Annotated in this window: 27 protein-coding genes and 2 pseudogenes; 22 read left to right on the forward strand and 7 right to left on the reverse strand. The window is 73.1% G+C overall.

Features of this window, described 5'->3' with window-relative positions:
• Window positions 1–382 (forward strand): annotated as a pseudogene (locus ACH4T9_RS09980) (hypothetical protein); the annotation flags it as partial.
• Window positions 383–816: 434 nt separating this feature from the next.
• Here the strand turns inward: ACH4T9_RS09980 and ACH4T9_RS09985 are convergent.
• Window positions 817–1,074 (reverse strand): annotated as a pseudogene (locus ACH4T9_RS09985) (hypothetical protein); the annotation flags it as partial.
• Window positions 1,075–1,275: 201 nt separating this feature from the next.
• Here ACH4T9_RS09985 and ACH4T9_RS09990 point away from each other — a divergent pair.
• On the forward strand, window positions 1,276–1,506 hold the full coding sequence (locus ACH4T9_RS09990) for a GntR family transcriptional regulator (protein ID WP_396669945.1): 231 nt from the start codon (window positions 1,276–1,278) through the stop codon (window positions 1,504–1,506).
• 886 nt (window positions 1,507–2,392) lie between these two features.
• On the forward strand, window positions 2,393–2,935 hold the full coding sequence (locus ACH4T9_RS09995; protein WP_396669944.1) for an HNH endonuclease: 543 nt from the start codon (window positions 2,393–2,395) through the stop codon (window positions 2,933–2,935).
• Window positions 2,936–2,966: 31 nt separating this feature from the next.
• Here ACH4T9_RS09995 and ACH4T9_RS10000 read toward each other — a convergent pair whose 3' ends face one another.
• The 3 genes from ACH4T9_RS10000 to ACH4T9_RS10010 all read right to left on the reverse strand — a co-directional run bounded on the left by ACH4T9_RS10000 (window position 2,967) and on the right by ACH4T9_RS10010 (window position 4,935).
• Window positions 2,967–3,806: a class F sortase gene (locus ACH4T9_RS10000; protein ID WP_396669943.1), complete on the reverse strand. Its 840-nt coding sequence runs from the start codon at window positions 3,804–3,806 to the stop codon at window positions 2,967–2,969.
• Window positions 3,807–3,816: 10 nt separating this feature from the next.
• Window positions 3,817–4,341, reverse strand: coding sequence for a hypothetical protein (locus ACH4T9_RS10005; protein ID WP_396669942.1), 525 nt, complete (start codon window positions 4,339–4,341; stop codon window positions 3,817–3,819).
• Between the two features lie 141 nt (window positions 4,342–4,482).
• Complete coding sequence (locus ACH4T9_RS10010; RefSeq protein ID WP_396669941.1) at window positions 4,483–4,935, reverse strand: Lrp/AsnC family transcriptional regulator; 453 nt, start codon at window positions 4,933–4,935, stop codon at window positions 4,483–4,485.
• 147 nt (window positions 4,936–5,082) lie between these two features.
• On the opposite strand from ACH4T9_RS10010, the gene ACH4T9_RS10015 reads away from it, so the two are divergent.
• The 14 genes from ACH4T9_RS10015 to ACH4T9_RS10080 all read left to right on the forward strand — a co-directional run bounded on the left by ACH4T9_RS10015 (window position 5,083) and on the right by ACH4T9_RS10080 (window position 16,968).
• A complete protein-coding gene (locus tag ACH4T9_RS10015; protein ID WP_396669939.1) occupies window positions 5,083–5,985 on the forward strand; it encodes a tryptophan 2,3-dioxygenase in 903 nt (300 codons plus the stop codon).
• Window positions 5,986–5,999: 14 nt separating this feature from the next.
• Window positions 6,000–7,301 carry a kynureninase gene (gene kynU, locus ACH4T9_RS10020; protein ID WP_396669938.1) on the forward strand — a complete coding sequence of 434 codons (1,302 nt, stop codon included), beginning with the start codon at window positions 6,000–6,002 and terminating at the stop codon, window positions 7,299–7,301.
• On the forward strand, window positions 7,298–8,635 hold the full coding sequence (locus ACH4T9_RS10025; RefSeq protein WP_396669937.1) for an FAD-dependent oxidoreductase: 1,338 nt from the start codon (window positions 7,298–7,300) through the stop codon (window positions 8,633–8,635). The genes kynU and ACH4T9_RS10025 overlap by 4 nt, the downstream gene beginning before the upstream one ends.
• A gap of 23 nt (window positions 8,636–8,658) precedes the next feature.
• Complete coding sequence (locus ACH4T9_RS10030) at window positions 8,659–10,140, forward strand: 2-hydroxymuconic semialdehyde dehydrogenase (RefSeq protein ID WP_396670714.1); 1,482 nt, start codon at window positions 8,659–8,661, stop codon at window positions 10,138–10,140.
• Between the two features lie 55 nt (window positions 10,141–10,195).
• Window positions 10,196–10,990, forward strand: a complete 795-nt coding sequence (locus ACH4T9_RS10035; RefSeq protein WP_387026147.1) for a 2-keto-4-pentenoate hydratase — start codon at window positions 10,196–10,198, stop codon at window positions 10,988–10,990.
• Complete coding sequence (locus ACH4T9_RS10040) at window positions 10,987–11,958, forward strand: acetaldehyde dehydrogenase (acetylating) (RefSeq protein ID WP_396669936.1); 972 nt, start codon at window positions 10,987–10,989, stop codon at window positions 11,956–11,958. The genes ACH4T9_RS10035 and ACH4T9_RS10040 overlap by 4 nt, the downstream gene beginning before the upstream one ends.
• Window positions 11,955–13,028 (forward strand): 4-hydroxy-2-oxovalerate aldolase, encoded by a 1,074-nt coding sequence (gene dmpG, locus ACH4T9_RS10045; protein WP_396669935.1) that lies wholly within the window; start codon window positions 11,955–11,957, stop codon window positions 13,026–13,028. The genes ACH4T9_RS10040 and dmpG overlap by 4 nt, the downstream gene beginning before the upstream one ends.
• Window positions 13,025–13,798 carry a 2-keto-4-pentenoate hydratase gene (locus tag ACH4T9_RS10050; protein WP_396669934.1) on the forward strand — a complete coding sequence of 258 codons (774 nt, stop codon included), beginning with the start codon at window positions 13,025–13,027 and terminating at the stop codon, window positions 13,796–13,798. Before dmpG ends, ACH4T9_RS10050 begins: the two co-directional genes overlap by 4 nt.
• Window positions 13,795–14,223: a RidA family protein gene (locus ACH4T9_RS10055; protein ID WP_396669933.1), complete on the forward strand. Its 429-nt coding sequence runs from the start codon at window positions 13,795–13,797 to the stop codon at window positions 14,221–14,223. Before ACH4T9_RS10050 ends, ACH4T9_RS10055 begins: the two co-directional genes overlap by 4 nt.
• Window positions 14,220–14,744 (forward strand): 3-hydroxyanthranilate 3,4-dioxygenase, encoded by a 525-nt coding sequence (locus ACH4T9_RS10060; RefSeq protein ID WP_396669932.1) that lies wholly within the window; start codon window positions 14,220–14,222, stop codon window positions 14,742–14,744. Before ACH4T9_RS10055 ends, ACH4T9_RS10060 begins: the two co-directional genes overlap by 4 nt.
• Window positions 14,744–15,769, forward strand: a complete 1,026-nt coding sequence (locus ACH4T9_RS10065) for an amidohydrolase family protein (protein ID WP_396669931.1) — start codon at window positions 14,744–14,746, stop codon at window positions 15,767–15,769. The genes ACH4T9_RS10060 and ACH4T9_RS10065 overlap by 1 nt, the downstream gene beginning before the upstream one ends.
• A 58-nt stretch (window positions 15,770–15,827) precedes the next feature.
• Entirely contained in the window at window positions 15,828–16,058 is a 231-nt protein-coding gene (locus tag ACH4T9_RS10070) for a PIN domain-containing protein (RefSeq protein ID WP_396669930.1), read from the forward strand.
• A gap of 231 nt (window positions 16,059–16,289) precedes the next feature.
• Window positions 16,290–16,574 carry a hypothetical protein gene (locus ACH4T9_RS10075; protein ID WP_396670713.1) on the forward strand — a complete coding sequence of 95 codons (285 nt, stop codon included), beginning with the start codon at window positions 16,290–16,292 and terminating at the stop codon, window positions 16,572–16,574.
• On the forward strand, window positions 16,561–16,968 hold the full coding sequence (locus ACH4T9_RS10080) for a DUF5130 family protein (RefSeq protein ID WP_350886217.1): 408 nt from the start codon (window positions 16,561–16,563) through the stop codon (window positions 16,966–16,968). The genes ACH4T9_RS10075 and ACH4T9_RS10080 overlap by 14 nt, the downstream gene beginning before the upstream one ends.
• A gap of 67 nt (window positions 16,969–17,035) precedes the next feature.
• Here ACH4T9_RS10080 and pepN read toward each other — a convergent pair whose 3' ends face one another.
• Window positions 17,036–19,588 (reverse strand): aminopeptidase N, encoded by a 2,553-nt coding sequence (gene pepN, locus ACH4T9_RS10085; protein WP_396669929.1) that lies wholly within the window; start codon window positions 19,586–19,588, stop codon window positions 17,036–17,038.
• Window positions 19,589–19,835: 247 nt separating this feature from the next.
• On the opposite strand from pepN, the gene ACH4T9_RS10090 reads away from it, so the two are divergent.
• The 4 genes from ACH4T9_RS10090 to ACH4T9_RS10105 all read left to right on the forward strand — a co-directional run bounded on the left by ACH4T9_RS10090 (window position 19,836) and on the right by ACH4T9_RS10105 (window position 22,792).
• Window positions 19,836–20,435, forward strand: a complete 600-nt coding sequence (locus tag ACH4T9_RS10090) for a disulfide bond formation protein DsbA (protein WP_396670712.1) — start codon at window positions 19,836–19,838, stop codon at window positions 20,433–20,435.
• A 267-nt stretch (window positions 20,436–20,702) separates the two neighbouring features.
• On the forward strand, window positions 20,703–21,002 hold the full coding sequence (locus ACH4T9_RS10095) for a hypothetical protein (RefSeq protein ID WP_396669928.1): 300 nt from the start codon (window positions 20,703–20,705) through the stop codon (window positions 21,000–21,002).
• A gap of 11 nt (window positions 21,003–21,013) precedes the next feature.
• Window positions 21,014–22,213 (forward strand): DUF1015 family protein, encoded by a 1,200-nt coding sequence (locus tag ACH4T9_RS10100; protein ID WP_396669927.1) that lies wholly within the window; start codon window positions 21,014–21,016, stop codon window positions 22,211–22,213.
• A gap of 111 nt (window positions 22,214–22,324) precedes the next feature.
• Window positions 22,325–22,792, forward strand: coding sequence for a ribose-5-phosphate isomerase (locus ACH4T9_RS10105; protein WP_396669926.1), 468 nt, complete (start codon window positions 22,325–22,327; stop codon window positions 22,790–22,792).
• A gap of 4 nt (window positions 22,793–22,796) precedes the next feature.
• On the opposite strand, the gene ACH4T9_RS10110 is transcribed toward ACH4T9_RS10105, so the two are convergent.
• Both ACH4T9_RS10110 and ACH4T9_RS10115 read right to left on the reverse strand, forming a co-directional pair.
• Window positions 22,797–23,135 (reverse strand): hypothetical protein, encoded by a 339-nt coding sequence (locus ACH4T9_RS10110; protein ID WP_396669925.1) that lies wholly within the window; start codon window positions 23,133–23,135, stop codon window positions 22,797–22,799.
• A gap of 77 nt (window positions 23,136–23,212) precedes the next feature.
• Window positions 23,213–24,445, reverse strand: coding sequence for a GNAT family N-acetyltransferase (locus ACH4T9_RS10115; protein WP_396669924.1), 1,233 nt, complete (start codon window positions 24,443–24,445; stop codon window positions 23,213–23,215).
• 109 nt (window positions 24,446–24,554) lie between these two features.
• Here ACH4T9_RS10115 and ACH4T9_RS10120 point away from each other — a divergent pair, with 109 nt between their 5' ends.
• Window positions 24,555–25,112 (forward strand): hypothetical protein, encoded by a 558-nt coding sequence (locus ACH4T9_RS10120; protein ID WP_396669923.1) that lies wholly within the window; start codon window positions 24,555–24,557, stop codon window positions 25,110–25,112.
• The last annotated feature ends 281 nt before the right edge of the window (window positions 25,113–25,393 follow it).

Genomic DNA, 25,393 nt, shown 5'->3' on the forward strand with positions numbered 1-25,393 from the left:
GAACAACCACGCGGGCCGGCTGGCGGAGGTGGGACGGCGGGGTGAAGCGCTGGCCGTCAGTGAGGAAGCCGTCGACCTGTACCGGGAGTTGGCCGCTGGCAACCGCGACGCCTACCTTCCCAACCTCGCCACGTCCCTGTGGAATGTGGGACACATAGCGCGCATTCTCGGGGAAACATCGGACCAGATCCTTGATGCAGTTGCGGAAGGCGTGCGGTACTTCGACGAACTCGCAGCAACCGAGCCGCAGGCGTTCACCGCGCGCCGCGACGCGGCGGTATCCACCTTGACCGACCTAAAGAACAGCGCTGTCAGCCAGCACCCCAAACTGACACCACCCAGGTCACCCCAGGCAGACGAGGCAGCCACTGACACGGCATGACTGGAGCGTGTGTTCAGACTTTCTTTACTTGGTCAAGGGCGGGCCTGCGGCCCGCCGCCGTGTTCGCGCCGGGGCGCGTGTGCGGCCTCCGGCCGGTCACGCCCCGGCGCACGGCGTACCAGGACAACCGATGGACAACCGCAGCCGGCGCAGGAGCTTGGCTCCGAGAATGCCGCGCAGGGGAGAGCCGGCAAGCCCCAAGCATGGGGGCGGCGCCCGCAGTTGCCGAGCAGGCGACCCCCTGTGCCAGCTCCTACCGAAATCCAGGTCAGGTCAAACCCTGCACCTGGGAGGGGGTGGGGGTCGCCGTGGTCGGGGCCGTCGTCCAGGAGCCGGCCGCGTCGCTGGTCCCGGTCAGGTCAAGGGCGCTGCTGTGGCGGTGTCCGCCGGGCGCCGGGCCGTGACACAAGAGCCGAGTCCGACCCCGGGTACCCATCAGAGCGCCGGACCCGCTGGAGACCGGCCAGTCGTACGTAGATCTCTCGCTTAGCGACGGCGTGGCCCTGGCCGTCGAGCTGGTAGCCGGTCACCCACACCCAACCCGGGTAGTTGGGCTTCGGGCACACCGAGATCACCCGGAACATGAAGGCCGGCTGTCTCGCGAATTGCACCGACGCCTCCCGGCTGATCACCAGCTCTTCACCCGGCGTCGGGGGCCGAAGGTGGGCCGTGGCCCGTGCGTCAGGAGACATGACCTTCCTCCCTCCGGTGGCCCCTGCCCCGCCCGGTTCGAAGGAGCCCGGCCGGGGCAGGGGGTACCGCCGTGCCGAGGCGAGTTCGGATCCTCTACGACCAGCACAGCGGGATAGCCGCACCATACCCCGACCGGTTCATGGTGGTCCATGGTCTGCCATGACTGACCAGTGCCGTCCTTGCCCGCATACCGTCGAGACGTGATCGACCCCGACGGACCGGTGCCGGTCTACCAGCAGTTGGCCGCGATCCTGCGTGAGCAGATCGAGCGCGGAGACCTGCTGCCCAACCGGCCGATTCCGAGCGTGGCCCGGCTACAGCAGGAATACGGCCTGGCGCGCGGCACCATCCTGCACACGGTTCGGGTGTTGGTCGCCGAGGGCCTGGTCTACGTGGTGCCCGGAAAGGGCACGTTCGTCAAGGCTCACTGAGCAGACGCCGGCCGGTCGGGGGTTGGCGTTCGCTCAGCAGTGACTACTACAGATGTAGCCACCGCACCACGCCGGAGCCTCGACCTTCCAGACCCGCCACCCGCCGTAGTCTCTTCGGACCTCGAAGCGCCAAGGGTGCCGACTACCCACCAGCGACACCCGATCTTGCCACCAGACCGCGTGAACCTCAGTGACGGCCAGGGCGACACCATCCCGAACATGGTCGACCTGCAACGGCCCTGATTCCAGCTTGCTGGGCAGGTTGGCCGATCTTGACATCTGTGCCCGGTATGCGCGCCACTGGCCTACCAGGCCATCGCGGCGGTCGGCGGCAAGCACTCGACGAAGCCCGCCATCATCCCCGCTACTCAGCCGCAGCAAATAGACGGCTATCGCAGCATCCGGGGCCTGTTCTCCCCGCTCCGCCTCAACCTGGGCTCTCACCGCCCACGCCGCAGGAACGGCCAGCGCACCTGAGCACGCCAGGACGACGAGGGACAGCAGAACCCAGGGCTAGTGTTTCGAGGGGGCTTCCCGCTTCGCATCCAGCACTTTAGTGATCTTGAGTTACCTTGATCAAATTCATCATCTTCATTGCATGAAGCATGATCATCAGGCACAGATCCGGCACAACTGAGATCGAAAACAGATGTAAAACGTCGAGAGGCGTTGAGGGGTCCGGCCCTGCTCAGGGGGAAGGTCTGCCCGTTTCCGGGTGATGCCTACCCGGCTTCCGACATTAGTACGTGCAATCCTGGGTCTTATCAGGGACGATTGGCGCAACGGACGTCGGTGATCCTGCCGGCGTCGGGCGTGGTTCCGCCGTGCGCGGGCGTGCCCGGCGCGGCCAGCGGTGGGAGCGGCTGGACCGGGAAGGTGAGTTTCGATGCCTGACATACGACCCGCGGTGGGCTCCGGCGCGCTGGTTCTCAACGCCACCTACGAGCCGCTGTGTGTCGTGTCGGTGCGTCGCGCCGCGATCCTCGTCCTCTCCGCCAAGGCCATCTGCGTGGCCGACGGTGAGGGTGTGCTGCACAGCGCCCGCAACGCGCTCCCGGTGCCCTCGGTGGTCCGGCTCACCCGGTTCGTCCGGGTTCCCTACCGCACCCACGTCGGGCTCTCCCGACGGGCGATCTTCGCCCGGGACGGCTGGCGGTGCGGGTACTGCCGGGGCCCGGCGGAGACCATCGACCACGTGTTCCCGCGCAGCCGGGGCGGCCGGCACGCCTGGGAGAACGTGGTGGCCGCGTGCGCCCGGTGCAACCACACCAAGGGCGACAAGACCCCGGCGGAGCTCGGCTGGCGGCTGCACTCGCCGCCCGTCGTCCCGATGGGGACGGCCTGGCGGGTGCTCGGCCACCGCACCCCCGACCCGCGCTGGGCCAACTGGCTCGACCTGCGCGAGCCCGAGACCGAGGCGGCGGCCTGAGCGGCGCCGGGACCGGGACGGGCTGGGGGCCTCACTCGTGGCGGGCCTTCACCAGGGACGCGTAGACCACCACGTTGTCGGCGTACCCGGTCTCCCCGCCGACCCACCGGCCGCCGCAGGTGATCAGGCGCAGCCTCGGCCGGGTGAAGTCGCCGTAGACCTCGCTCACCGGCAGCTGGTCCTTGTCGTAGCGGTGCACCGAGTCGACCTCGAACACCGCCACTGAGCGGTCCTCCCGGCGGATCTCGACCCGGTCGCCGGAGCGCAGCTCCTTCAGCCCGTGGAAGACCGCCGGCCCGGTCCGGGTGTCGACGTGGCCGACGATCACCGCCGGCCCGTACTGGCCGGGGGTCGGCCCCTGGTCGTACCAGGCTGCCTCCTGTGCGCGGGCGGCGTCGGGCACCCCGATGCTGCCGTCCGCCGCGATGCCGACGTCGTGCACCGGGGCGTCCAGGTCGATCGGGTCGCTGCTGATGGCGACCGGCCGGCTGGCCGGCAGCACCGGGAACTTCTTCGGCGGGGGCCGCAGGCCGGCGATGAACCGGTCCGGCAGCACGCTGTGCCCGGTCACCCGTTCGACGCCGAGCATGGCCACGATCAGCACCATCAGGGCGGCGATGACCAGCACCGGGGCGCCGGGGCCCCCGCGGGCCAGCCGCCACCGGCCCGCGCCCGGCCCGCCCCGGCCCGGGGCGACGGCCACCGGGCGGGCGGCCGGGTCGACCGTGGCGACGCTGGCCGAGAAGACCTGCCCGGTGACCCGGACGACCCGGCCGCACCCCCGGGCCACCAGCCGGGCCGCCGCCCGGAACCGGCCGGCGCCGCGGCGCGGGTCCCGGGCCGGGTCGACTCGCGTACGTCGGCGGGCCATGGCGACCTCGTCAGGAACGCGTCCCGGTACGCCGGCGCGCGCCGAACGCCCCGAACCCGGCCGCCACGGCCGCCGCCGCGAGGCCGCCCACGAGCAGCAGCGGGCCGGTGCCCCGGTCGTCGCCAGCCGTGCCGCCGCCACCGGTGTTGGGCCCCTTGCTCGGCTGGGCCATGTTCAACACGGTGAGCGTGGTGGTCGCGGTGCCGCCGTTCTTGCAGTGCAGCTCGACGGAGTACTCGCCGGGCTGCTTGTTCTCCGGGATGGTGACCGCCCCGGTCAGGAAGCCGTTGTCGGGCCGGAGCACGACCCGCCCGAACGCGTCGGACTGCACGTCCTCCTGCCGTTTGTTGTCGTTGTCGCAGCTGGCCCGGATGTTGACCCGGGTGCCGGCCTGCGCGCTGTTCGGCGTGACCTCGACGAAGGTGTTCTCCCCGGCCCGGGCCGGCGCGACCGTGGCCAGGACGAACGCCCCGACCAGGCCGAACACGGTCAGCACGGCCGATAGGACGCGATGTGACGCGGTGAGCCCCCGCATGATTCCCCCCTCCCGGTGCCGGGCACCGGAATCCTCCCCCGGGTAGTCCGCCCTGCATTCCCCCTGGCGTCGGGGCAAACCCGCCGGTCGGCGGCGCGGCGGGCCGGGGGCGCTGACAGGGGCTCTCCGGTGCGTGGGGCGCTAGGCGGGCGGCCCGCCGTCAAGCGGGGTGACGGGGTGCCAGTCGAGGGGGGTGGACAGGACCATGGTGCTCGACGGCTGGCCGTACGGGGCGAGCCGGTCGATCACCCGCTCGAACTCGCCGATCGACCCGGTCGCGACCTTGAGCATGCTGCACGCGTCGCCGGTGATCCGGTGGATCTCCAGGATCTCCGGCCAGTGCGGCACCTCCGGGTCGTGCAGGATGCACCGGGACCCGTAACAGGACATCCGGATCAGGGCGACCACGGCGCGGCCGGCCCGGGCCAGGTCGACGTGGGCGCGGTAGCCGGTGATCACCCCCGACTCCTCCAACCGGCGGACCCGTTCGGCCACCGCCGGCGGTGACAGGTGCACCCGGCGGGACAGCTCGCTGAACGACAACCGGGCGTCGGCCTGGAGCTCGCGCAGCAGCGCCCAGTCCATGTGGTCCACGCCTGACCTTCCTTCCCGAAACCCCGAAGGGGCGTTCGCCTTTGTCGTGGCAGGTCAGAGGCTGATAGTGCCGTCGAATCGGCATTCCATTCGGCCCTTCCACCAGGGCACCATGACGCTACCCGGCCGAGTGGATGGAGACGACAGGTGAAGCAGACGGACCTGCGGGCCCCCGCGCTGGCCGCGGCGGTCCGTCCGGCGACCCCGCAGCAGCGGGCGGCCCGGGCTGCCCGCAACGGCGGCGAACCCACGCTGGAGTTCGCCGAGCGGGTGCCCTACGACGCGTACGTGCACGCCAGCACCCTGCACCGGCTGCAGCAGCCGCTCAGCGACGACCCGGGCGAGATGTCCTTCCTGATGGTCAGCCAGATCATGGAACTGTACTTCGGGCTGACCTGCCACGAGCTGCGCGAGGCGCAGCGCTGCCTGCGCGCCGACCGGGTCGGGGATGCGCTGGCCCCCCTGCGCCGCGCGGCCCTGCACCTGGAAGGGCTCAACGCGGCCTGGAAGGGGCTGCGCTGGATGACCCCGGCGGACTTCAACCGGTTCCGCAACCTGCTCGGCGAGGGTTCCGGCTTCCAGTCGGCGATGTACCGGCACCTGGAGTTCGTGCTCGGCCTGCGCGACCCGGCCCTGATCCGGCCGTTCCGCCGGCAGACCGAGGTGTACGACGAACTGTGCGCCACGCTGGCCGTCCCGAGCCTCTGGGACGACGTGGTGGCCCTGCTGGCCCGGCGCGGCTTCGACGTGCCCGCCGAGGTGCTGGAGCGAGACGTCGCCGAGGAGCACCAGCCGCACCCGGCCCTGGAGTCCGCCTGGGTGGCCGTGTACGCCGACAGCAGCCCGGACAACCACCTGCGGCTGCTCGGCGAGGCGTTGGCCGAGGTGGCCGAGCAGTTCGGCGACTGGCGGTGGAACCATGTCAAGGCGGTGCAGCGGACCATGGGCGCCAAGGTCGGCAGCGGCGGCTCGGCCGGCCTCGCCTGGTTGCAGCGCAGCATGGCCCGGGTGGTCTTCCCGGAGCTGTGGTCGGCCCGGACGGCAATGTGAGCGAGGAACACGACATGGACACCCCGGAACGGGACGCGATGCGCCACTCGGAGCAGGAGGCGCACCGCCTCGACCAGGCAGACCCCGGGCACCGGCACCTGTTCCACGTGCCGCCGGCCGACGGCGGGCGCTACCCGCAGGCCGCGTACCTGGCCGGCAACTCCCTCGGCCTGCAACCCCGGGCCACCCGGGACGAGCTGCTCGCCGACCTGGACGCGTGGGGCCGGCTCGGCGTCGAGGGGCACCTGGAGGCGGACCGGCCCTGGCTGCCGTACCACGAGCTGTTGACCGGGCCGGTCGCGCGACTGGTCGGCGCCCGGCCCGTGGAGGCCGTGGTGATGAACTCCCTCACGGTCAACCTGCACCTGCTGATGGTCGGCTTCTACCGACCGGCGGGGAAGCGCACCCGGATCGTCATCGAGGACAGCGCCTTCCCCTCGGACAGCTACGCGGTGCGCAGCCAGGCCCGCCTGCACGGCCTCGACCCCGACGCCACCGTGGTCCGGTTGCGCCCGCGCGACGGCGAGGACACCCTGCGCACCGCCGACGTGCTGGACTTCCTGGCCGCCGAGGGCGACACGGTCGCGCTGGTGCTGCTCGGCGGGGTCAACTACCTCACCGGCGAGCTGATGGACATCCCCGCGATCACCGCCGCCGGCCGGGCCGCCGGGGCGGTGGTCGGCTGGGACCTGGCGCACGCGGCCGGGAACGTGCCGCTGGCGCTGCACGACTGGGACGTCGACTTCGCCGCCTGGTGCTCCTACAAGTACCTCAACTCGGGCCCGGGCGCGCTGGCCGGCGTCTTCGTCCACGAGCGCCACCTCGGCCGGGCCGACCTGATCCGCTTCGAGGGCTGGTGGAGCACCGAGGCGGCCACCCGGTTCGAGATGACCCCGGTGTCCCGGCCGCCGGCCACCGCGGAGGCGTGGCAGGTCTCCAACCCCCCGATCTTCGCGATGGGCCCGGTGCGGACCTCGCTGGAGCTGTTCGACTCGGTCGGCATGCCGGCGCTGCGGGAGCGCAGCGTGCGGCTCACCGGATATCTGGAGCGGCTGCTCGACGAGGTCACGGCCGGCCGGCCGCTGCGGGTGGTCACCCCGCGCGAGCCGGAGCGCCGGGGCTGCCAGCTCTCGGTGCGCATCGGCGGGGGCAGCGCGGGCGAGCTGACCAAGCGGCTGCGGCACGAGCACGGCGTGATCGCCGACGCCCGGGAGCCGGACGTCGTCCGGTTCGCCCCGGTGCCGCTGTACTCGACGTACCACGACTGCTGGCGGGTCGCCGACGCGCTGGCCGCGACGGTGGAGATGTGCTCATGAACGTGGAACGGGACGAGATCGCCGTCGTCGGGGCCGGGCTCGCCGGCTGCCTGCTGGCCTGCTTCCTGGCCCGGCGCGGGTACCGGGTGGCGCTCTACGAGCGGCGGGGAGACCCGCGCGCCGGGGGGGCCGAGCGGGGCCGCTCGATCAACCTGGCACTGTCCGAGCGCGGGCTCGACGCGCTGCGCCGGATCGGCCTGGACGGTCAGGTGATGGCGGACGCGCTGCCGATGCGCGGCCGGATGATCCACCCGGTCGTGGGCGAGCCGCAGTTCCAGTCGTACAGCGCCGCCGGGGACCTGGCGATCAACTCGATCAGCCGGGGCGCGCTGAACAACGCCCTGCTCACCGCCGCCACCGCGCTGCCCGGGGTGCGGGTCGCGTTCGACCACCGGCTCGTCGGGCTCGACCCGGGCACGGGGGAGATGACCTTCGAGACGTCGCAGGGCAAGGTCACGGCCGCCGCGCCGGTCGTCCTCGGCGCCGACGGGGCCGGCTCCGCGGTGCGCGGGCAGCTCCTCGCGTACGGGGTGCTGAGCGAGAGCCTCGACTTCCTCGACTACGGCTACAAGGAGCTGACCATCCCGGCGGTCGGCGGCGAGTTCGCCCTCGACCCGGCGGCGCTGCACATCTGGCCGCGCGGCACCTCGATGATGATCGCCCTGCCCAACCCGGACCACTCCTTCACCTGCACGCTGTTCTGGCCCACCCACGGCACCGCGAGCTTCGCCTCGCTGAGCAGCCCGGCGGCGATCGAACGGCACTTCGCCACCCACTACCCGGACCTGGTACCGCTCGCGCCCAACCTGGTCGACGACTACCAGCACAACCCGGTCGGGGTGCTCGGCACGGTCCGTTGCGCCCCGTGGCAGGCGAACGGGAGGGTCGGCCTGATCGGCGACGCCGCGCACGCCATCGTGCCGTTCTACGGCCAGGGCGCGAACTGCGCCTTCGAGGACGTGGTCGTGCTCGACCGCTGCCTCGACGAGTGCGACGACGACTGGGCGGCGGCGCTGCCGCTGTTCCAGGCGCGTAGGCAGGACGACGCGGAGGCGATCGCCCGGATGGCGCTGACCAACTTCGTGGAGATGCGCGACAAGGTGGCCTCCCCGGTGTTCCAGGCCCGGCGTGAGCTGGACCACGCGCTGGAGCGTGCCCTGCCCGGCCGGTACGTCTCGCAGTACGAGCTGGTCTCCTTCTCCACCACCCCGTACGCGCAGGTGCGGCGGCGGGTCCGCCGCCAGCAGGCGGTGCTCGGGGCGGTGGCCGCCACGGCGGCGACGCTGCTGGTCGGCGCGGTCGGCGCGGCACTGGCCCGGGGGCGGCGGCGATGAGCGTGAACTGGGATCCCGGCCTGATGGCCGGGCGGGCGAACCGGGAGCCGGGGCTGCTGCGCCACTTCGTCGGCGGCGAGTTCGTCGACGCCGGGCGGCGGTTCACCAAGCGCAGCCCGGTGACCGGGGAGCCGGTGTTCGAGGTGGTGGAGGCGGGCCGTTCGACGGTGGACGACGCGGTGGCCGCCGCTCGGGCGGCGCTGCGCGGGCCGTGGGGCCGGATGGGTGAGCGGGAGCGCGCCGAGGTGCTGCGTCGGGTGGCCGACGAGTTGGAGCGCCGCTTCGACGACCTGGTCACCGCCGAGGTGGCCGACACGGGCAAGTCCGTCTCGCAGGCCCGGACCCTGGACGTCCCGCGCGGGGCGGCGAACTTCCGGGCGTTCGCGGAGATCGTGGCGACCGCGCCGACGGAGTCGTTCACCACGGTCACCCCGTCCGGCGGGCGGGCGTTGAACTACGCCGTCCGCAAGCCGGTGGGGGTGGTCGCGGTGGTGGTGCCGTGGAACCTGCCGTTGCTGTTGCTGACGTGGAAGGTCGCGCCGGCGCTGGCGTGCGGCAACGCGGTGGTGGTGAAGCCGAGTGAGGAGACGCCGGCGTCGGCGACGGTGCTGGCCGAGGTGATGGCCGCCGCCGGGGTGCCGGACGGGGTGTTCAACCTGGTGCACGGGTTCGGCCCGGACTCGGCGGGGGAGTTCCTGACCCGGCATCCGGGGGTGGACGCGATCACGTTCACCGGCGAGTCGTCGACCGGTGGGGCGATCATGCGGGCGGCGGCGGACGGGGTGAAGGCGGTCTCGTTCGAGCTGGGTGGGAAGAACGCGGGCCTGGTCTTCGCCGACGCCGATCTGGACGCGGCGGTCGCGGGCTCGGTGCGGTCGAGTTTCACCAACGGCGGCCAGGTGTGCCTGTGCACCGAGCGGATCTACGTGCAGCGGCCGGTCTTCGACGAGTTCGTCGAGCGGTTGGCGAAGGCGGCCGACGCGCTGGCGTACGGGTGGCCGGCGGACGAGGCGACGGTGAACATGCCGTTGATCTCGCAGCAGCACCGCAGGAAGGTGCTCGGCTACCACGACCTCGCCCGCGCCGAGGGCGCGCAGGTGCGTGCCGGGGGAGGCCGGCCCACGTTCGGTGACGCCCGCGACGGTGGCGCGTACGTGCGGCCCACCGTGCTCACCGGGCTCGGCCCGGATGCCCGGACCAACCGGGAGGAGATCTTCGGCCCGGTGGTGCACGTCGCCCCGTTCGACGTCGAGGAGGAGGCGTACGCGCTGGCCAACGGCACCGAGTACGGGCTCGCCGCGACGGTGTGGACCCGCGACGTGGGCCGGGCGCACCGGTCGGGGGCCCGGCTGGACGCCGGGATCGTCTGGGTCAACACGTGGTTCCTGCGGGACCTGCGTACCCCGTTCGGCGGGGTGAAGGCGTCCGGCATCGGCCGGGAGGGCGGCGTGCACTCCCTGGGCTTCTATTCCGAACTGACCAACGTCTGCGTGGACCTCTCTTGACGGGCCCGGCGGGCAGAATGCACGGCGTCGTGAGCGAGCGCACCGAGGAGCGGACATGAGTGTCGACATCGAGGCGGCCAACCGGGAGCTGGCAGAGGCCCGCAGCAGCGGGAAGCCCTGCCCGCCGCTGCGGGGCCGGCTGCTGCCGGAGGGGGACGTCGAGTCCGCGTACCGGGTGCAGCAGCTCCAGACGCGGGCCTGGCAGGGCCGGGGCGAGCGCCGGGTGGGCGCGAAGATCGGGCTGACCTCCCGGGCGGCCCAGGAGAGCCTCGGCGTGCACCAGCCGGACTTCGGGCTGCTGACCGACGCGATGGCGGTCGGGGACGGCGTCGAGGTGCCGTTCGGCCGGCTGCTCCAGCCGAAGGTGGAGGCCGAGGTCGCCTTCGTGCTCGGCCGGGACCTGACCGACGAGCGGATCACCGCCGTCGACCTGATCCGCGCGGTCGACCACGTGCTGCCGGCGATCGAGATCGTCGACTCCCGGATCGCCGGCTGGGACATCTCCCTCGTGGACACCGTCGCCGACAACGCCTCCAGCGGCCTGTTCGTGCTGGGCACCACGCCCCGCCGGCTCGCCGACGTGGACCTGCGGCTGTGCGGGATGGTCCTCGAACACGCCGGGGAGCCGGTCTCGGTCGGCGCCGGGGCGGCCTGCATGGGCAACCCGCTGAACGCCCTGGAGTGGCTCGTCGGCACGCTCGTGCGCGCCGGTGACCCGCTGCGGGCGGGGGACCTGGTGCTCTCCGGGTCGCTCGGCCCGGTGGTGCCGGTGACGCCCGGCGCGGCCTACGAGGCGCGGATCTCCGGGCTCGGCTCGGTTCGTACCAGTTTCGGAAGGGAACCCTCATGAGTACCGGCGTGGCGGTGCTCGGGTCGGGCAACATCGGCACCGACCTGATGATCAAGGTGCTGCGGCGCAGCGGCGGTCCCGACGGGCCGGGCCCACGTTCCGTGCCCTCCCCGGGGAGCCTGCGGATGGTGGCGATGGCCGGCATCGACCCGGACTCCGCCGGGCTGGCCCGGGCCCGCCGACTCGGCGTGGCCACCACGGCCGAGGGCGTCGACGGGCTCGTCGCGCTGCCCGAGTTCGCGGACGTGGAGTTGGTCTTCGACGCGACGTCGGCCGGCGCGCACCAGCGGCACGACGAGGTGCTCCGCGCCCTCGGCCGGACCGTGGTCGACCTGACCCCGGCGGCGATCGGCCCGTACGTGGTGCCGCCGGTCAACCTGGACGAGCACCTGCACGAACCGAACGTGAACATGGTGACCTGCGGTGGGCAGGCGACCGTGCCGATCGTGGCCGCCGTCGGCCGGGTCACGCCGGTGGCGTACGGGGAGATCGTCGCCTCGATCGCCTCGAAGTCGGCGGGGCCGGGGACCCGGGCGAACATCGACGAGTTCACCGAGACGACCGCGCGGGCGATCGAGGTGGTCGGCGGCGCGGGGCGCGGTAAGGCGATCATCGTGCTGAATCCGGCCGATCCGCCGCTGATGATGCGGGACACCGTCTACTGCCTGTGCCCGGACGCCGACGCCGACCGGGCCGCGATCGCCGGCTCGGTGGCCGAGATGGTGGCGACCGTGCAGGAGTACGTCCCCGGGTACCGGCTCAAGCAGGACGTGCAGTTCGACCCGGTCGACACGTACGTGCCGGCTCTCGGGCGGCACCTCACGGGATTGCAGGTGTCGGTGTTCCTGGAGGTGTCCGGGGCCGGGCACCACCTGCCCGCGTACGCCGGGAACCTGGACATCATGACCTCGGCCGCGCTGCGCACCGCCGAGCGGCTGGTCGCCCTCCGGAAGGCGGTTACCGCATGACCGACCTGTACGTGCAGGACGTGACGTTGCGCGACGGGATGCACGCCGTCGCCCACCGGTACACCGTCGACCAGGTGCGCGCGATCGCGGCGGCGTTGGACGCGGCCGGGGTGGCGGCGATCGAGGTGGCGCACGGCGACGGGTTGGCCGGGTCCAGCGTCAACTACGGCCACGGTGCGGCCAGCGACGCCGACTGGATCTCCGCCGCGGCCGAGGTGCTCACCACCGCGCGGCTGACCACCCTGCTGCTGCCGGGGATCGGCACCATCGCCGACCTGAGGGCGGCGAAGGCGCTCGGGGTGACCAGCGTCCGGATCGCCACCCACTGCACCGAGGCGGACATCTCCGCCCAGCACATCTCCTGGGCGCGGGAGAACGACATGGACGTGTCCGGCTTCCTGATGATGTCGCACATGACCGACCCGGCCGGGTTGGCCGCGCAGGCCGCGCTGATGGAGTCGTACGGGGCACACTGCGTCTACGTCACCGACTCGGGTGGCCGGTTGCTGATGTCGGACGTGGCGCAGCGGGTCGACGCGTACCGGCAGGTGCTGTCGGCGCAGACGCAGATCGGCATCCACGCCCATCACAACCTGTCGCTCGGGGTGGCCAACAGCGTGGTCGCCGTCGAGCACGGCCGGGTCGCCGGCGGCGCTCCGGCCGGGCCGGACGCCCCGCACGGGCGCACGGTGCGGGTGGACGCGTCGCTGGCCGGGATGGGCGCGGGGGCCGGCAACGCCCCGTTGGAGGTGTTCGTCGCGGTCGCCGAGTTGCACGGTTGGAAGCACGGTTGTGACGTGTTCGCCCTGATGGACGCCGCCGACGACCTGGTCCGGCCGATGCAGGACCGGCCGGTGCGGGTGGACCGGGAGACGTTGTCCCTCGGCTACGCCGGGGTGTACTCCAGCTTCCTGCGGCACGCCGAGCGAGCCTCGGCGAAGTACGGGGTGGACGTGCGGTCGATCCTGGTGGAGCTGGGGCGGCGGCGGATGGTCGGTGGTCAGGAGGACATGATCGTGGATGTGGCGTTGGACCTCGCGGGTCGGCGTGGGCAGGAGGAGGTCGCGTGATCGGGGTGGACACCGCGGGCGTCGCCGGCAGGCTGGGGACGGCGGCCGACACGGCCACCGCGATCGCGCAGCTCGCCGCCGAGACCGGCCTGGACGGCGACGGCGCGTACGCGGTGCAGACCGCGCTGGTGCAGCGCCGGCTGGACCGGGGCGAGCGCCTCGTCGGGCTGAAGATGGGGCTGACCAGCCGGGCGAAGATGGCCCAGGTCGGCGTGGACGAGGTGATCTGGGGCCGGCTCACCGATGTGATGCGGGTCCCCGACGGCGGCACGGTCGACCCGGCCACGTTCATCCACCCCCGGGTCGAGCCGGAGGTGGCGTTCCTGCTGGACCGGCTGCCCGAGCCGGGCGAGCCGGTCGGGGCGTTCACCGACGCGGTGCGCGCGGTCGCCCCGGCGATCGAGCTGATCGACTCCCGGTACGCCAACTTCACCTTCTCCCTGCCCGACGTCATCGCCGACAACGCCTCCGCCGCCGCGTTCGCCATCGGAGCCTGGTCACCGGTGCCGGACGGGCTGGACAACCTCGGCGTGCTCCTCGAAATCGACGGACGCGTCGTCCAGGTCGGCTCGACCGCCGCGATCCTCGGCGACCCCCGCCGGACCTTGGACGAGGGACTCCGCCTCGCCGGGCGGCACGGGGTGCGACTGCGGTCGGGCTGGGTCTTCCTCGCCGGGGCCGCCACCGCCGCCGTGCCCCTGCGCCCCGGCGCGCACGTCCGCGCCGTCGTGGAGAAGCTCGGCGCCGCGTCGCTGCGGGCGTCGTCGTGAGCGGCGAGGCGCGCGTGGTCGCCGGCAAGGCCGTGCCGCGCGGGGCGTTTCCGCACGTCAAGGTCGCCGGCGGGTTCGTCTTCGTCTCCGGTACGTCGTCCCGGCGGCCGGACAACACCTTCGCGGGCGTGTCGGTGGACGAGTTCGGCACGACCGATCTCGACGTCCGGGCGCAGACCCGGGCCGTGATCGGGAACGTCCGGGACCTGCTGCGGTCGGTCTGCGCGGACCTGCCCGATCTCGTGCAGGTGACGTCGTACCTGGTCAACATGAACGACTTCGGTGGCTACAACGAGGTGTGGGCGGAGTTCTTCGACGCCACGGGGCCGACCCGGACGACCGTGGCCGTGCACCAGCTTCCGCACCCGCACCTGCTCATCGAGATGCAAGCAGTGGCGCTTCTTCCGTCGGGAGGTCAGTCGTGAGTGAGATCGCCGAGCCGTTCAGCTTCCCCGGGTGGGTCGCCGAGAACCAGCACCTGCTGAAGCCGCCGGTGGGCAACCGGGAGATGTTCCCCGGCTCCGACGACTTCATCGTGATGGTGGTGGGCGGGCCGAACCAGCGCACCGATTTCCACGTCGACCCGTACGAGGAGTTCTTCTACCAGGTCAAGGGCAACATGCACGTCAACCTGATGACCCCGCAGGGGCCGCGTACGGTGCACGTGCGCGAGGGCCAGATGTGGATGCTGCCGCGTGACACCCCGCACTCGCCGCAGCGCCCCGAGGTCGGCTCGATCGGCGTGGTGGTCGAGCGGGTCCGCGAGGAGGGCACGCTGGAGAAGTTCCAGTGGTACTGCCCGGAGTGCGGGCACAAGGTGCACGAGGTGGAGTTGCAGGTCCGCGACATCGCCGCCGACCTGCCCCCGGTGTTCGGCGCGTTCTACGCCGACGAGGCCGCCCGCACCTGCGGCGGGTGCGGCGCGCTGCACCCGGGCAAGGGCTGATGGGGGTGCCCGCCGGGCGGCTCCCGGTGGTCGACGTGCACACGCACGTCGTACCGAAGGGGTGGCCGGACCTCGGCGCGGCGTGCGGCGGGTCCGGCTGGCCCTGGCTGCGGATCGACTCCGAGCGGGCCGCCATGATCATGGTGGGGGAGACGGAGTTCCGGCCGGTCGGCGCGCAGTGCTGGGACGCGCCGACCCGGCTGGCCGACATGGCCGCCGACGGGGTCGACGTCCAGGTGGTGTCCCCGACCCCGGTCTTCTTCAGCTACGACCGCCCCGCCGACCAGGCGGTGAAGGTGGCCCGGATCTTCAACGACCTCACCCTGGAGGTCACCGCCGACGGCGGCGACCGGCTGGTGCCGTTCTGCCAGGTGCCGTTGCAGGACCCGGACGCGGCCTGCGCCGAGCTGGACCGCTGCCTCGCGGCCGGGCACGTCGGGGTGGAGATCGGCAACCACGTCGGCGACCGGGACCTCGACGACGAGGGAGTGGTCACCTTCCTCCAGCACTGCGCCGAGGTCGGCGCGCCGGTGTTCGTGCACCCGTGGGACATGCCGGGCGGGCCCCGGCTGGACCGGTGGATGGCCCGCTGGCTGACCGGGATGCCCGCCGAGACGCACCTGTCGGTGCTGGCGCTGATCCTCGGCGGCGTGTTCGACCGGGTGCCGGAGTCGCTGCGGCTCTGCTTCGCGCACGGCGGCGGGAGTTTCCCGTTCTGGCTGGGCCGCGCCGACAACGCCTGGCACCGCCGGGGCGACCTGGTTCGGGGCGCGTCCGCCGCGCCGCCCAGCGCGTACGTCGACCGGTTCTGCGTGGACTCGGTGGTGTTCGAACCGGCGGCGCTGCGGCTGCTGGTGGACACCATGGGCGAGGACCGGGTGCTGGTCGGCAGCGACTACCCGTACCCGCTGGGGGAGCGCCCGGCCGGGCAGGTGGTCCACGCGGCGGAGTTCCTCACCGCGGCCCAGCGCGACAAGCTGCTCTCCGCCAACGCCCTGCGCTTCCTCGGCAGGTCGCATATATAAACGGAGCGTTCGTGACTTCCGGGACGCGATGGCGGTGCGAGCTCGGCGCTCCGAGCTCATGATCGAGCTACCGATCACGGCGGCGGTGGCCACCCGGGCGCGGGATCTGCAATTGGCGTTGACGGCCCGAGGACACCACCGCGCGGCGAGTCCGGTGGACGTCACGGTGGCGGCGGTCGCCGCCGAGTACTCCGCGGTCGTCCTGCACTACGACCGCGACTTCGATCTGATCCGGGACGTGGGTGGCCCGCGATGCGAATGGGTCGCGCCGGCCGGCACCCTGAGCTGACCGCAGCCCGCTGACCGTCGTGTCTGCCGTGCGGCCGGTGGCCGGAGCGGGCAGGATGGGCGGGGTGCGGTGGCGGGTGGGATCGCCACCCCGCAGTCTGGCGGGCCGTCGACTCCGCTAACGTGAACAGGAGCGGAGTCGGGCGGTCGGTGTCCATGATCGTCCACCCGACCCGGGATTCCTGGTCTCTCTTTCCGCCTGGGGGCGTTGGGATTGTCTGTTACCGAGACGTTGCTGATCTTCGTCGGCATCCCGGCGGCCGTGGTGCTGGTGATCGCCGCGCTGGCATTCGCCGGTGGCCCGGGCAAGGGTGCCGCCGCCAAGCGCTACCGGCCGGGCCGGCCCTTCGACTTCACTCCGGTCTGGTTCCTGGGCCGCCCGGAGCAGCTGGCCGACTCGGCCGGCACCGTGCTGGCCGCGGGTGCGCAGGCACCGGCGCTGACCAGCCACAAGCTTGAGAAGGCCGGCATCGAGTCGCCGGCCGGTGGAACCGGAGGCGCAAGTGACCGTTGGTGAGATCCAGGCCGGCACGGAAACACCGCCCGAGGTGCTCGACGGGCCGTTCTCGACCCGTCAGCTGCTGCGCATCGACGAGGCGCTCCGCCTGGCCGACCAGGGGACCGGGCTGGTCTTCTCGGTCTACGTCGGCGGCCTCGACGAGCCGATCCGCGAGCACGCCCAGCGGCTGCACCGGCAGCTCGCCGACCCCGACCGGTCGGTCCTGATCGCGGTGTCGCCCAACCAGCGCAAGCTGGAGGTCGTCACCGGCCGGCACGCCCGCAAGCGCATCCCCGACACGTACGCCAAGCTGGCCGCCCTCTCCATGGTGGCGGCCTTCGGCGGCGGCGACCTGGCCGGCGGCATCATCAACGGCCTCGACCAGCTCGCCAGCCACGCCGGCAAGGGCTGAGACACAACCGGCCCGGGGCCGGCGGGGCTGTTCGCCCGCGCCGGCCCCGGGCCGGTTGACACTCGCCTCAGGCGCTGCGGGCGTCCCGGTCGCGGGCCCTCAGCGCGCGGACGACGGCGTCGCGGCCCTCGGCGACCAACCGGCGTAGCGACGCCGGCTGCCCGTCGGCGGCGGCCAGCCACGCGTCGGTGGCCGCGACGGTCTCCTCGGAGACCTGCTGGTCCGGGTACGCCAGCTGGACGAACTCCTGCGCCGGCTCACTGTCCCGCTGCGCCCAGACCTGGTCCACCACGGCGAAGTACTTCTCCCGGTACGGGGCGAGCAGCTCCGCCTGCACGGACGGGGCGAAGCCCTGCAACAGCGCCCGGTTGCGCCAGTTCGGCAGCGCGTCGGGGCCGGTGAGCTGGGCCCAGACGGCGGCCTTGTTCTTCTCCGTCGGCACCAGCGCGTGCGCGTGCGCGGCCTCCCGCTCGCCGCTGGCGGTCCGGTCGCCGGCCAGCTCGGCCTCGATCTCCTCGGCGCCGGCGGCACCGTTGGCCACCAGCTGCTGGAGGATCGTCCAGCGCAGCTCGGTGTCGACGGCCAGCCCGGCCGGCACGCCGTTGCCGGCCAGCCAGCCCCGCAGCATCGCCAGGCCCTCGTCGGAGCGGGTCGCCGAGGCGACGGCGCGGGCCCAGGCGAGCTGGAACCCGCTGCCCGGCTCGGCGGCGGACAGCGTGGCCTTCGCCGTCCGGTGCAGCTCGGCCCAGCCGGTCGGCGCCCAGGCCGGGTCGGCGTAGTAGACCAGCGCGGAGGTCGCCTGGCGGAGGGTGGCGGTGACCAGGTTGATGTCGGTCTCCGCGGGCAGCCCGGCCAGCACCAGCGCCACGTAGTCGCGGGCCGACAGCTCGGCGTCGCGGACCATGTCCCACGCGGCCATCCAGCACAGGGCGCGCGACAGCGACGACTCGAAGCCGGCGATGTGCTGCACCACCGTGGCCATCGACCGCTCGTCCAGCCGCAGCTTCGTGTACGTCAGGTCGTCGTCGTTGAGCAGCAGCACGTCCGCCGCCCGCACGCCGTGCAGGTCGGTCAGCTCGGTCAGCTCGCCGGTCACGTCGATCTCGATCCGCTGCCGGCGGACGAGCTGGCCGTCGGCCAGGTCGTACAGGCCCACGCCGATGCGGTGGGTGCGCAGCGTCGGGTACCCGGCCGGCGCCTCCTGCCGCACCACCACCCGCTGATAGCTGCCGTCGGCGTCGACCGTCACCTCGGGACGCAGGGTGTTGACCTGTGCGGTCTCCAGCCACTGCGCGGCGAACTTGCGCAGCTCCCGGCCGGAGGCCGCCTCAAGCTCCGACAGCAGGTCGTCGAAGGTGGCGTTGCCCCAGGCGTGCTTGCCGAAGTACGCCCGCAGCCCGGCCAGGAACGGCTCCTCGCCGACGTACGCGACGAGCTGCTTGACCACGCTCGCGCCCTTGGCGTACGTGATGCCGTCGAAGTTGACCTCGACCGCCTCCAGGTCCGGCATCTCGCAGTAGACCGGGTGGGTGGAGGAGAGCTGGTCCTGCCGGTAACCCCAGTTCTTCCGGATGGACAGGAAGGTCGTCCAGGCGTCGGAGAAGCGGGTGGCGTTGGCGTTGCACCAGTGGCTGGCCCACTCGGCGAACGACTCGTTCAGCCACAGGTCGTTCCACCAGCGCATGGTGACCAGGTCGCCGAACCACATGTGGGCCAGCTCGTGCAGGATCGTGTTGGCCCGCTGCTCGTACTCGAAGTCGGTGACCTGGGAGCGGAAGAGGTAGTGCCCCTCGGCGTGCGTGACGCAGCCGAAGTTCTCCATCGCCCCGGCGTTGAAGTCCGGCACCCAGAGCTGGTCGTACTTCGGCAGCGGGTAGCGCACGCCGAACTGCTGGTGGAAGAAGTCGAAGCCCTGCTTGGTGACGAGGAACAGGTCGTCCGAGTCGAGGTACTGCGCCATCGAGGCCCGGCAGTAGACCCCCAGGTCGATGCCGTCGTGGCTGTCCCGCACCTCGTGGTACGGGCCGGCGCAGAGCGCGGTGATGTAGGTGCTCATCCGGGCGGACTCGACGAAGTGGACGGTCTTGAGCCCCTCGCCGGCCGGCACCTCGCGCTCGACCGGCATGTTGGACACCACCCGCCAGTGCTCCGGGACGGTGGCGTGCCAGGTGTAGACGCTCTTCAGGTCGGGCTGGTCGAAGCAGGCGAAGACCTTCTGGGCGTCCGCCGTCTCGAACTGGCTGTAGAGGTAGGTCTCCCCGTCGACCGGGTCGACCGTGCGGTGCAGCCCCTGCCCGCTGTTCGAGTACGCGAAGTCGGCGTCGACCACGAGGGTGTTCTCCTCGGCCAGCCCGGTCAGCGTCAGCCCGCTGTCCGCCGACCAGCCGGAGACGTCGACCGGGACGCCGTTGAGCGTCGCCGAGCGCATCGACTCGGCGGCCGCCTCGATGAAGGTGGATGTGCCCTGTTCGGCGCAGCGGAACCGGACCTCGGTCACCGACCGGAAGGTCCGGGCGTCGGCGGCCTGGACGGCGGTCGACAGGTCCAGACTGATGTCGTACCCGGTGACCTCGAGCAGGCGGGCCCGCTCGGTGGCCTCGACCTGGGTCAGGTTGCGCACTCCCGGCACTGTTCGTCTCCATCCCGCTCTCGCGTGCGCCGCTGCGGCGCCAGCCCACCGCCCGCTCGTGACGGTCGGTCGGAACCGAGTCTTCCATGGGCGGGCACGTCGCGGTGGGCGACGTCACGCTCTCATTCCGGTACCGGTCAACGCCGGCCAGGGTGGAGGATCAAGGGACAAAGGGTCGGCCCCCCGGCCCTGCTGTTTTGAAGGGAACCTCACCGTGACCGATCGAGTCACTGTCGGCATGTGGTTCGACCCGATGTGTCCGTGGGCGTGGATCACCTCCCGTTGGCTGCTGGAGGTGGAGCAGGTCCGTGACGTGGACGTCCGCTTCCATGTGATGAGCCTGTCGGTGCTCAACGAGGGGCGCGACGTGCCCGAGCGGTACCAGCAGATGTTGCAGAGCGGCTGGGGCCCGGTGCGGGTCTGCATCGCGGTCGAGCAGCAGCACGGCCCGGACGCCGTCCGTGCTCTGTACACCGCCATGGGCACCCGGATCCACCTCGGCAAGGAGGAGCTGGGCCGGGAGCTGTTCGCGGCGGCGCTGACCGATGCCGGGCTGGACCCGGAGCTGGCCGCGGCGGCCGAGAGTACCGCGTACGACGAGGCCCTGCGGGCCAGCCACGAGGCCGGGATGCGGCCGGTCGGCACCGACGTGGGCACCCCGGTCATCCACGCCCCCGGCCCGGACGGAGACCCGGTGGCCTTCTTCGGCCCGGTGGTCACCCCACGGCCCAAGGGCGAGGCCGCCGGCCGGCTCTGGGACGGCGTCCTGCTGGTCGCCGGGACGCCCGGCTTCTATGAGCTGAAGCGCTTCCGCCAGGCAGCCCCGACCTTCGAGTAAAGAGGGCACCTCCTCAGCGGCTCAGGGGTGGAGGAGGGTTACCTTCTTGTGCCGCTCCGCCCGCCGTCGGCCCGGGCTCCGACGGGGCCGGCGGCGGGCGGGGCCTGCGGCGGCCGGGCGGTGGGCGAGACGGGCCGGGCGGTGGGCCGAGGCCTGCGGTGGGCGGCGCGCCGTGGGGGCGTCACCGGGTGGTGCGGGGGTCGTTCCACCGGATGTCCCGCCAACGGCCCGCAGGGGTGGGCCCCCGGCAGCTCGTGGAGGCATCCGATGGGTAAGCACCGCCGTACGTTCGATGACGCGCCGCCGCAGGCGGCGACCACCGGGGAAGCCGGTGCGGCGTACTGGTCCGTGGACGACGCCGGCTGGCCTGCGGTCCGGCCGAACCTGCCGGCCGACCTGGTCGACCTGCTGGCCCCGCCGATCGTGGTCGGCGTCGCCCGGGTGGCGGCCACCTCCCGGCTGACCCCGCCCCTCGGCGCGCCGGGGCGGCCCGTCGCCCCGGCCACCCCCTTTCAACTGGTGGACGGGGTGCGGGGCCCGCTGCGGGGCGTAACCGGCCGGCGGTAGCGTCAGCGGACATGACGGTCGTACATCCGATCGCCCGGGCCTGGATCACCACTGGCGGCACCGGCGCGCAGAACTACGACGAGTTCGCCGACGACGCGGAGATCACCGCGATCATCGAGGCGAACCCGCACAGTGCCCTCGGCATCGAGATGCCGCACCGGGCACCGGAAACCCTGGGGAAGTCCTTCCTCGACGCGCTTTCCGACGCGGTGGCCCGCCTCGCCGAGGCCAAGGCCGACGGCAGCTACACCCCGGCCGAGCAGGTGGTGGTCCTCTACCGGATCAGCGCGCCGGGGGAGGAGACCGCGTACGGGCTGTTCGCCATGGTCGACACCGACCAGATCTCCACCAGCGCCGACGAGCCGGGCCTGGTCATCCGCAACGAGGACGTCTTCATCGCCAAGGTCCGCGAGCGGGTCGCTCTCGCCGAGGCGCTCGGTCACCTGCTCTCGCCCGTGCTGCTGCTCCAGACCGGCCGGGGCGACGAGCTGCACGCCGCGCTCGCGGCGGCGACCGATTCGGCCGGGGCGCCCGCCGCGACCGACACCGACCAGTCCGGGCGCACGCACGCCGTGTGGCTGCTCGGCCCCGGCCCCGAGCAGGACGCGCTGGCTGCCCTGGCCGGCGGCGGCGAGCTGGTGGTCGCCGACGGCAACCACCGCAGCCTCGCCGCCCAGACCGGCGGCCTGCCCCGCTTCCTGGCCGTGGTGACCACCCCCGCGTCGGTCGCGATCCAGCCGTACAACCGGCTGGTCAGCGAGCTGACCGTCACCCCGGCGGAGCTGGTCGACCGGCTCCGCGCGGCGGGCGCCGAGGTCACCGTGATCGACGGTCCGGTCGAGGTCCCGACGGCCGGCGGCACCGTCGCGCTCCGGCTGGCCGACCAGGGGTACGCGGTGCGACTGCCGCACGTCGACGGCGGCCGGCTGGAGAACCTCGACCACGCGCTGGTGGAGCGGGTGCTGATGCGCGACGCGCTCGGCCTCGACCCGGGCGACAAGCGGATCACCTACGTCGGCGGGGACTACCCGGCGAGCTGGCTGACCGGCGAGGTCGAGGCGGGCCGGGCCGAGCTGGCGGTGCTGATCGCCCCGGTGACCGTGGACGACTTCGTCGCGGTCAACCTGGCCCGGGAGAAGATGCCGCGCAAGAGCACCTGGTTCACCCCGAAGGCCCGCGGCGGCCTGGTGGTGGCCGAACTGTCCCGCTGAGCGCGCGACACGCCGGCCGACGACCCGGGTGACCAGCCCTTCTGTGACGAAGCCGGCTCCGCGCCGCCGCCCGCTCGGCGGCGCGGACGACGGCCTGACAGACTGCGCGGTATGCGCGTCTATCTGGGATCCGACCACGCTGGTTTCGAGCTGAAGGTGCACCTGGCCGGCCACCTCGCCAAGCAGGGGTACGAGCTGGTCGACGTCGGCCCGCACGCCTTTGACCCGGACGACGACTACCCGGCGTTCTGCCTGCACACCGGTGCCCGGGTGGTCGCCGACCCCGGCAGTCTCGGCGTGGTCATCGGCGGCTCGGGCAACGGCGAGCAGATCGCCGCCAACAAGGTCGCGGGCGTCCGGGCGGCGCTGGCCTGGAACATCGACACGGCCCAGCTGGGCCGGGAGCACAACGACGCCAACGTGGTGGCCGTCGGCGCCCGCCAGCACACCCTGGACGAGGCCACCGCCATCGTCGAGGCGTTCCTCACCACCTCGTTCTCCGGCAACCCCCGGCACGCCCGCCGGATCGACCAGGTCGCCGCGTACGAGCAGAGCCGGGAGCTGCCCGACCTGCCCTGACCCGTCAGCGCCCCGGCCGGGTCAGCGGCCCGGGGCGGGGCAGGTCCTCGCGGGGCATCCAGTTGCGCCGGACGACGACCATCCGGGCCTCCGCCTCGGCCAGGTCCTCCTCGGTCGGTCGGGCCGCGTCCCGGGCCCGCAGCGCCGCCAGGGGCCCCACCTGGGAGGCGCCGGGCCCGACCAGGCTGCGCAGGCCCCGCTCGCCGTCGCGTTCCTCGCCGGCCGGGCCGCCCCGGCGGCGGGGCGGCTCGACCACGTCCTGCACCCCGGCAGCGGGCGCCGTGGGAACCTCGGCGTCGGAGTGGTGCCTCAGCCGGCGTCGCCGTCGATCCCCGTCACCCATCAGTCGACCGTACCGCCCGCGCCGCCGCCGCGCCCGCCCACGTGGAGGCCCGGCCGGCGGGGCGGTGGCGAGGGCGGTCAGAAGATGCCCATTCCCGCCGGGGCCCGGTGCCAGGCGAAGGCGGGCCCGGCGGCGGCCAGCGCGCCGGGGCGCCGCTCGTGGATCCGCCCGGCGTCGGCCAGCGTCGCCAGCCCCGTCCCGCCCAGGTACAGCGCGCCGAGCTCCCGCACGTCGCAGGCGAGGTCGGCCGGCCGGTCGGTGGGCCCGCACCGGGCGTCGTCCGGCCCGCCGGTCAGCCGCCAGCGCCCCGAGTTCTCCGGAAGTAACTCGTCGGTGACCTCGACGACGACGTCCACGTCGGCGGCGTACCGGCGGGCGGCCAGCGCGGCCGGCACGTCCACCACCCGCACCCAGAGCGCGTCGGAGAGCCGGGCCACCAACCGGCGCGGCTCGTCGACCAGGCGCAGCAACGGGTCGTCCACCGGCCCCCGGTAGGAGAGCCGGCGGGTCAGGTCGAGCGAGAGCAGCAGCCGCCACAGCGCCAGCCGGGCCGCCGGGTTCGCGGCCACCATCTCCTCGACGATCGTCACGCCGCGCGGGCCGGCGGCGTCGGAGTCCCGGCGCGAGCGCCACAGCGCGTACCCGTCGACCTCACCGTCCGGGCCCTCGTGCAGCATCACCCGGCGCTCGGTCGCGCCCGCGCGCTCGTCGGCCGGGTCCGTCAGCACGTACCGCCACCACCGGTCGTCCCGGTCGGACCAGCCGGGACGGTCGGCGCGCTGCCGGTCGTACAGCCGGGCCAGGTCGGCCTGCTGTGCCACCGGCCGGTTCAGGCGCAGCCGGCCCTCGGCGGCGGCCGGGGCGGGCAGCCGCAGTTCGGTGGTGGAGCACTCGACGGAGAGTTCCTGGGCGGCGAGGCCGTAACCGAACCGGGGGTAGATCCTGCCCTCGCTGGCCCAGAGCACGGCCACCGGCTCCCGGCCGGCGTCCCGGATGTCGCGCAACTGCCGGCGCACGAGCCGGGTGAGCAGGCCGCGGCGGCGGTGGGTCGGCAGCACCCCGACCATGGTCACGTGGGCCGCCGGCAGCGTGGCCCCCGGGACGGTCAGCTCCCGGGTGAACGCCGAGACGTGCGCCACGAGTTCCGCGCCGTCCCGGACCAGCAGGCTCCGGTGCGGCTCCCAGATGCCCCGTTCGGCCTCGCGGGTCTCCTCGCCGAGGGTGGTGTGGAACGTGATCTCGATCATGCGGGCCAGGTCGTCGAAGTCGTCGGGCCGGCCGACCCGGATCGGCGGTGGAGGGTTCGTCATCGCCCGTGTCTATCGGAAACCCCACGGGGCAGGCGACCGATTTGCCGGCTCGTTACCCTCGGAGGTGGGGCCGGCCGGTGCCGGCACCGACGTCAGGGGAGGACACGAGATGGCAGACCAGACACAGCCGTGGGCGGAGCGGACCGTCGAGGTGTCGCCGCAACCGGGTGTCGGGGTGCCGCCACAGCGCGACGCCTTCCGCCGGGGGGTGGCCTCCGTGGGGCAGCCGCGCACTCCACGCACCGAACCGTTCCCCACGATCGACCAGGGCGGGCACGACGGGCACGACGGGCTCTGGTCCGGCGACGTGCCGGCGCCGCGCCGCCCGTTGAGCTGGCACCTGGCCCGGTTGCGGGTCGGCGGCGAGTGGAGCGCCGCAGGGGGCCTCTTCGCCTTTGTCTGCTGGGGCATCTGGGCCATCTCCGGGCGGGGCGACCTCGGCGCGCCACTGCTCACCTTCCTGCTGAGCCTGCTGGTCGCGGCCGGCCTGTTCGGGCTGTCCCGGCTGCTCGGCCGGGTGATCTGGGAGCGGCAGCTCGGGCGGGTCCGGCGCAGCGCGCGGGGCGCCCACATCGTGACGGCGGTCTTCCTGGTGGTCCTGGGGGTCGCCTACCTCCAGCAGACCGAGTGGGTGGTCTCCGCCTGGAACTGGGTCACCGGCAACTGACCCCGGCCGGGCCGGGGCCGCACCGGTGCGTGGTCCGGTGCCCGGGCGGGCCGGCGCGGAGCCGCCCGCCCGGGCGCCGGAGTCGCGGTCCGCCGCGACGCCGGCCGTTCCTCACCAGGCGGCGCTGCTTACCCGCCCCACGCGCCTTCATCCGCGGCGGGCACCGACGACTGACACCGCCGGGTCGGCCGTCCGGTCCGCCGTTCGGCGACCCGGCAGGTGCGTCCGGCGCACCGGAGCGGGCCGGCCGTCGTGCCGGCCGGGCGGCACGCCCCACCATG

The organism is Micromonospora sp. NPDC020750, from assembly GCF_044334565.1.
Taxonomy (GTDB): Bacteria; Actinomycetota; Actinomycetes; order Mycobacteriales; family Micromonosporaceae; genus Micromonospora.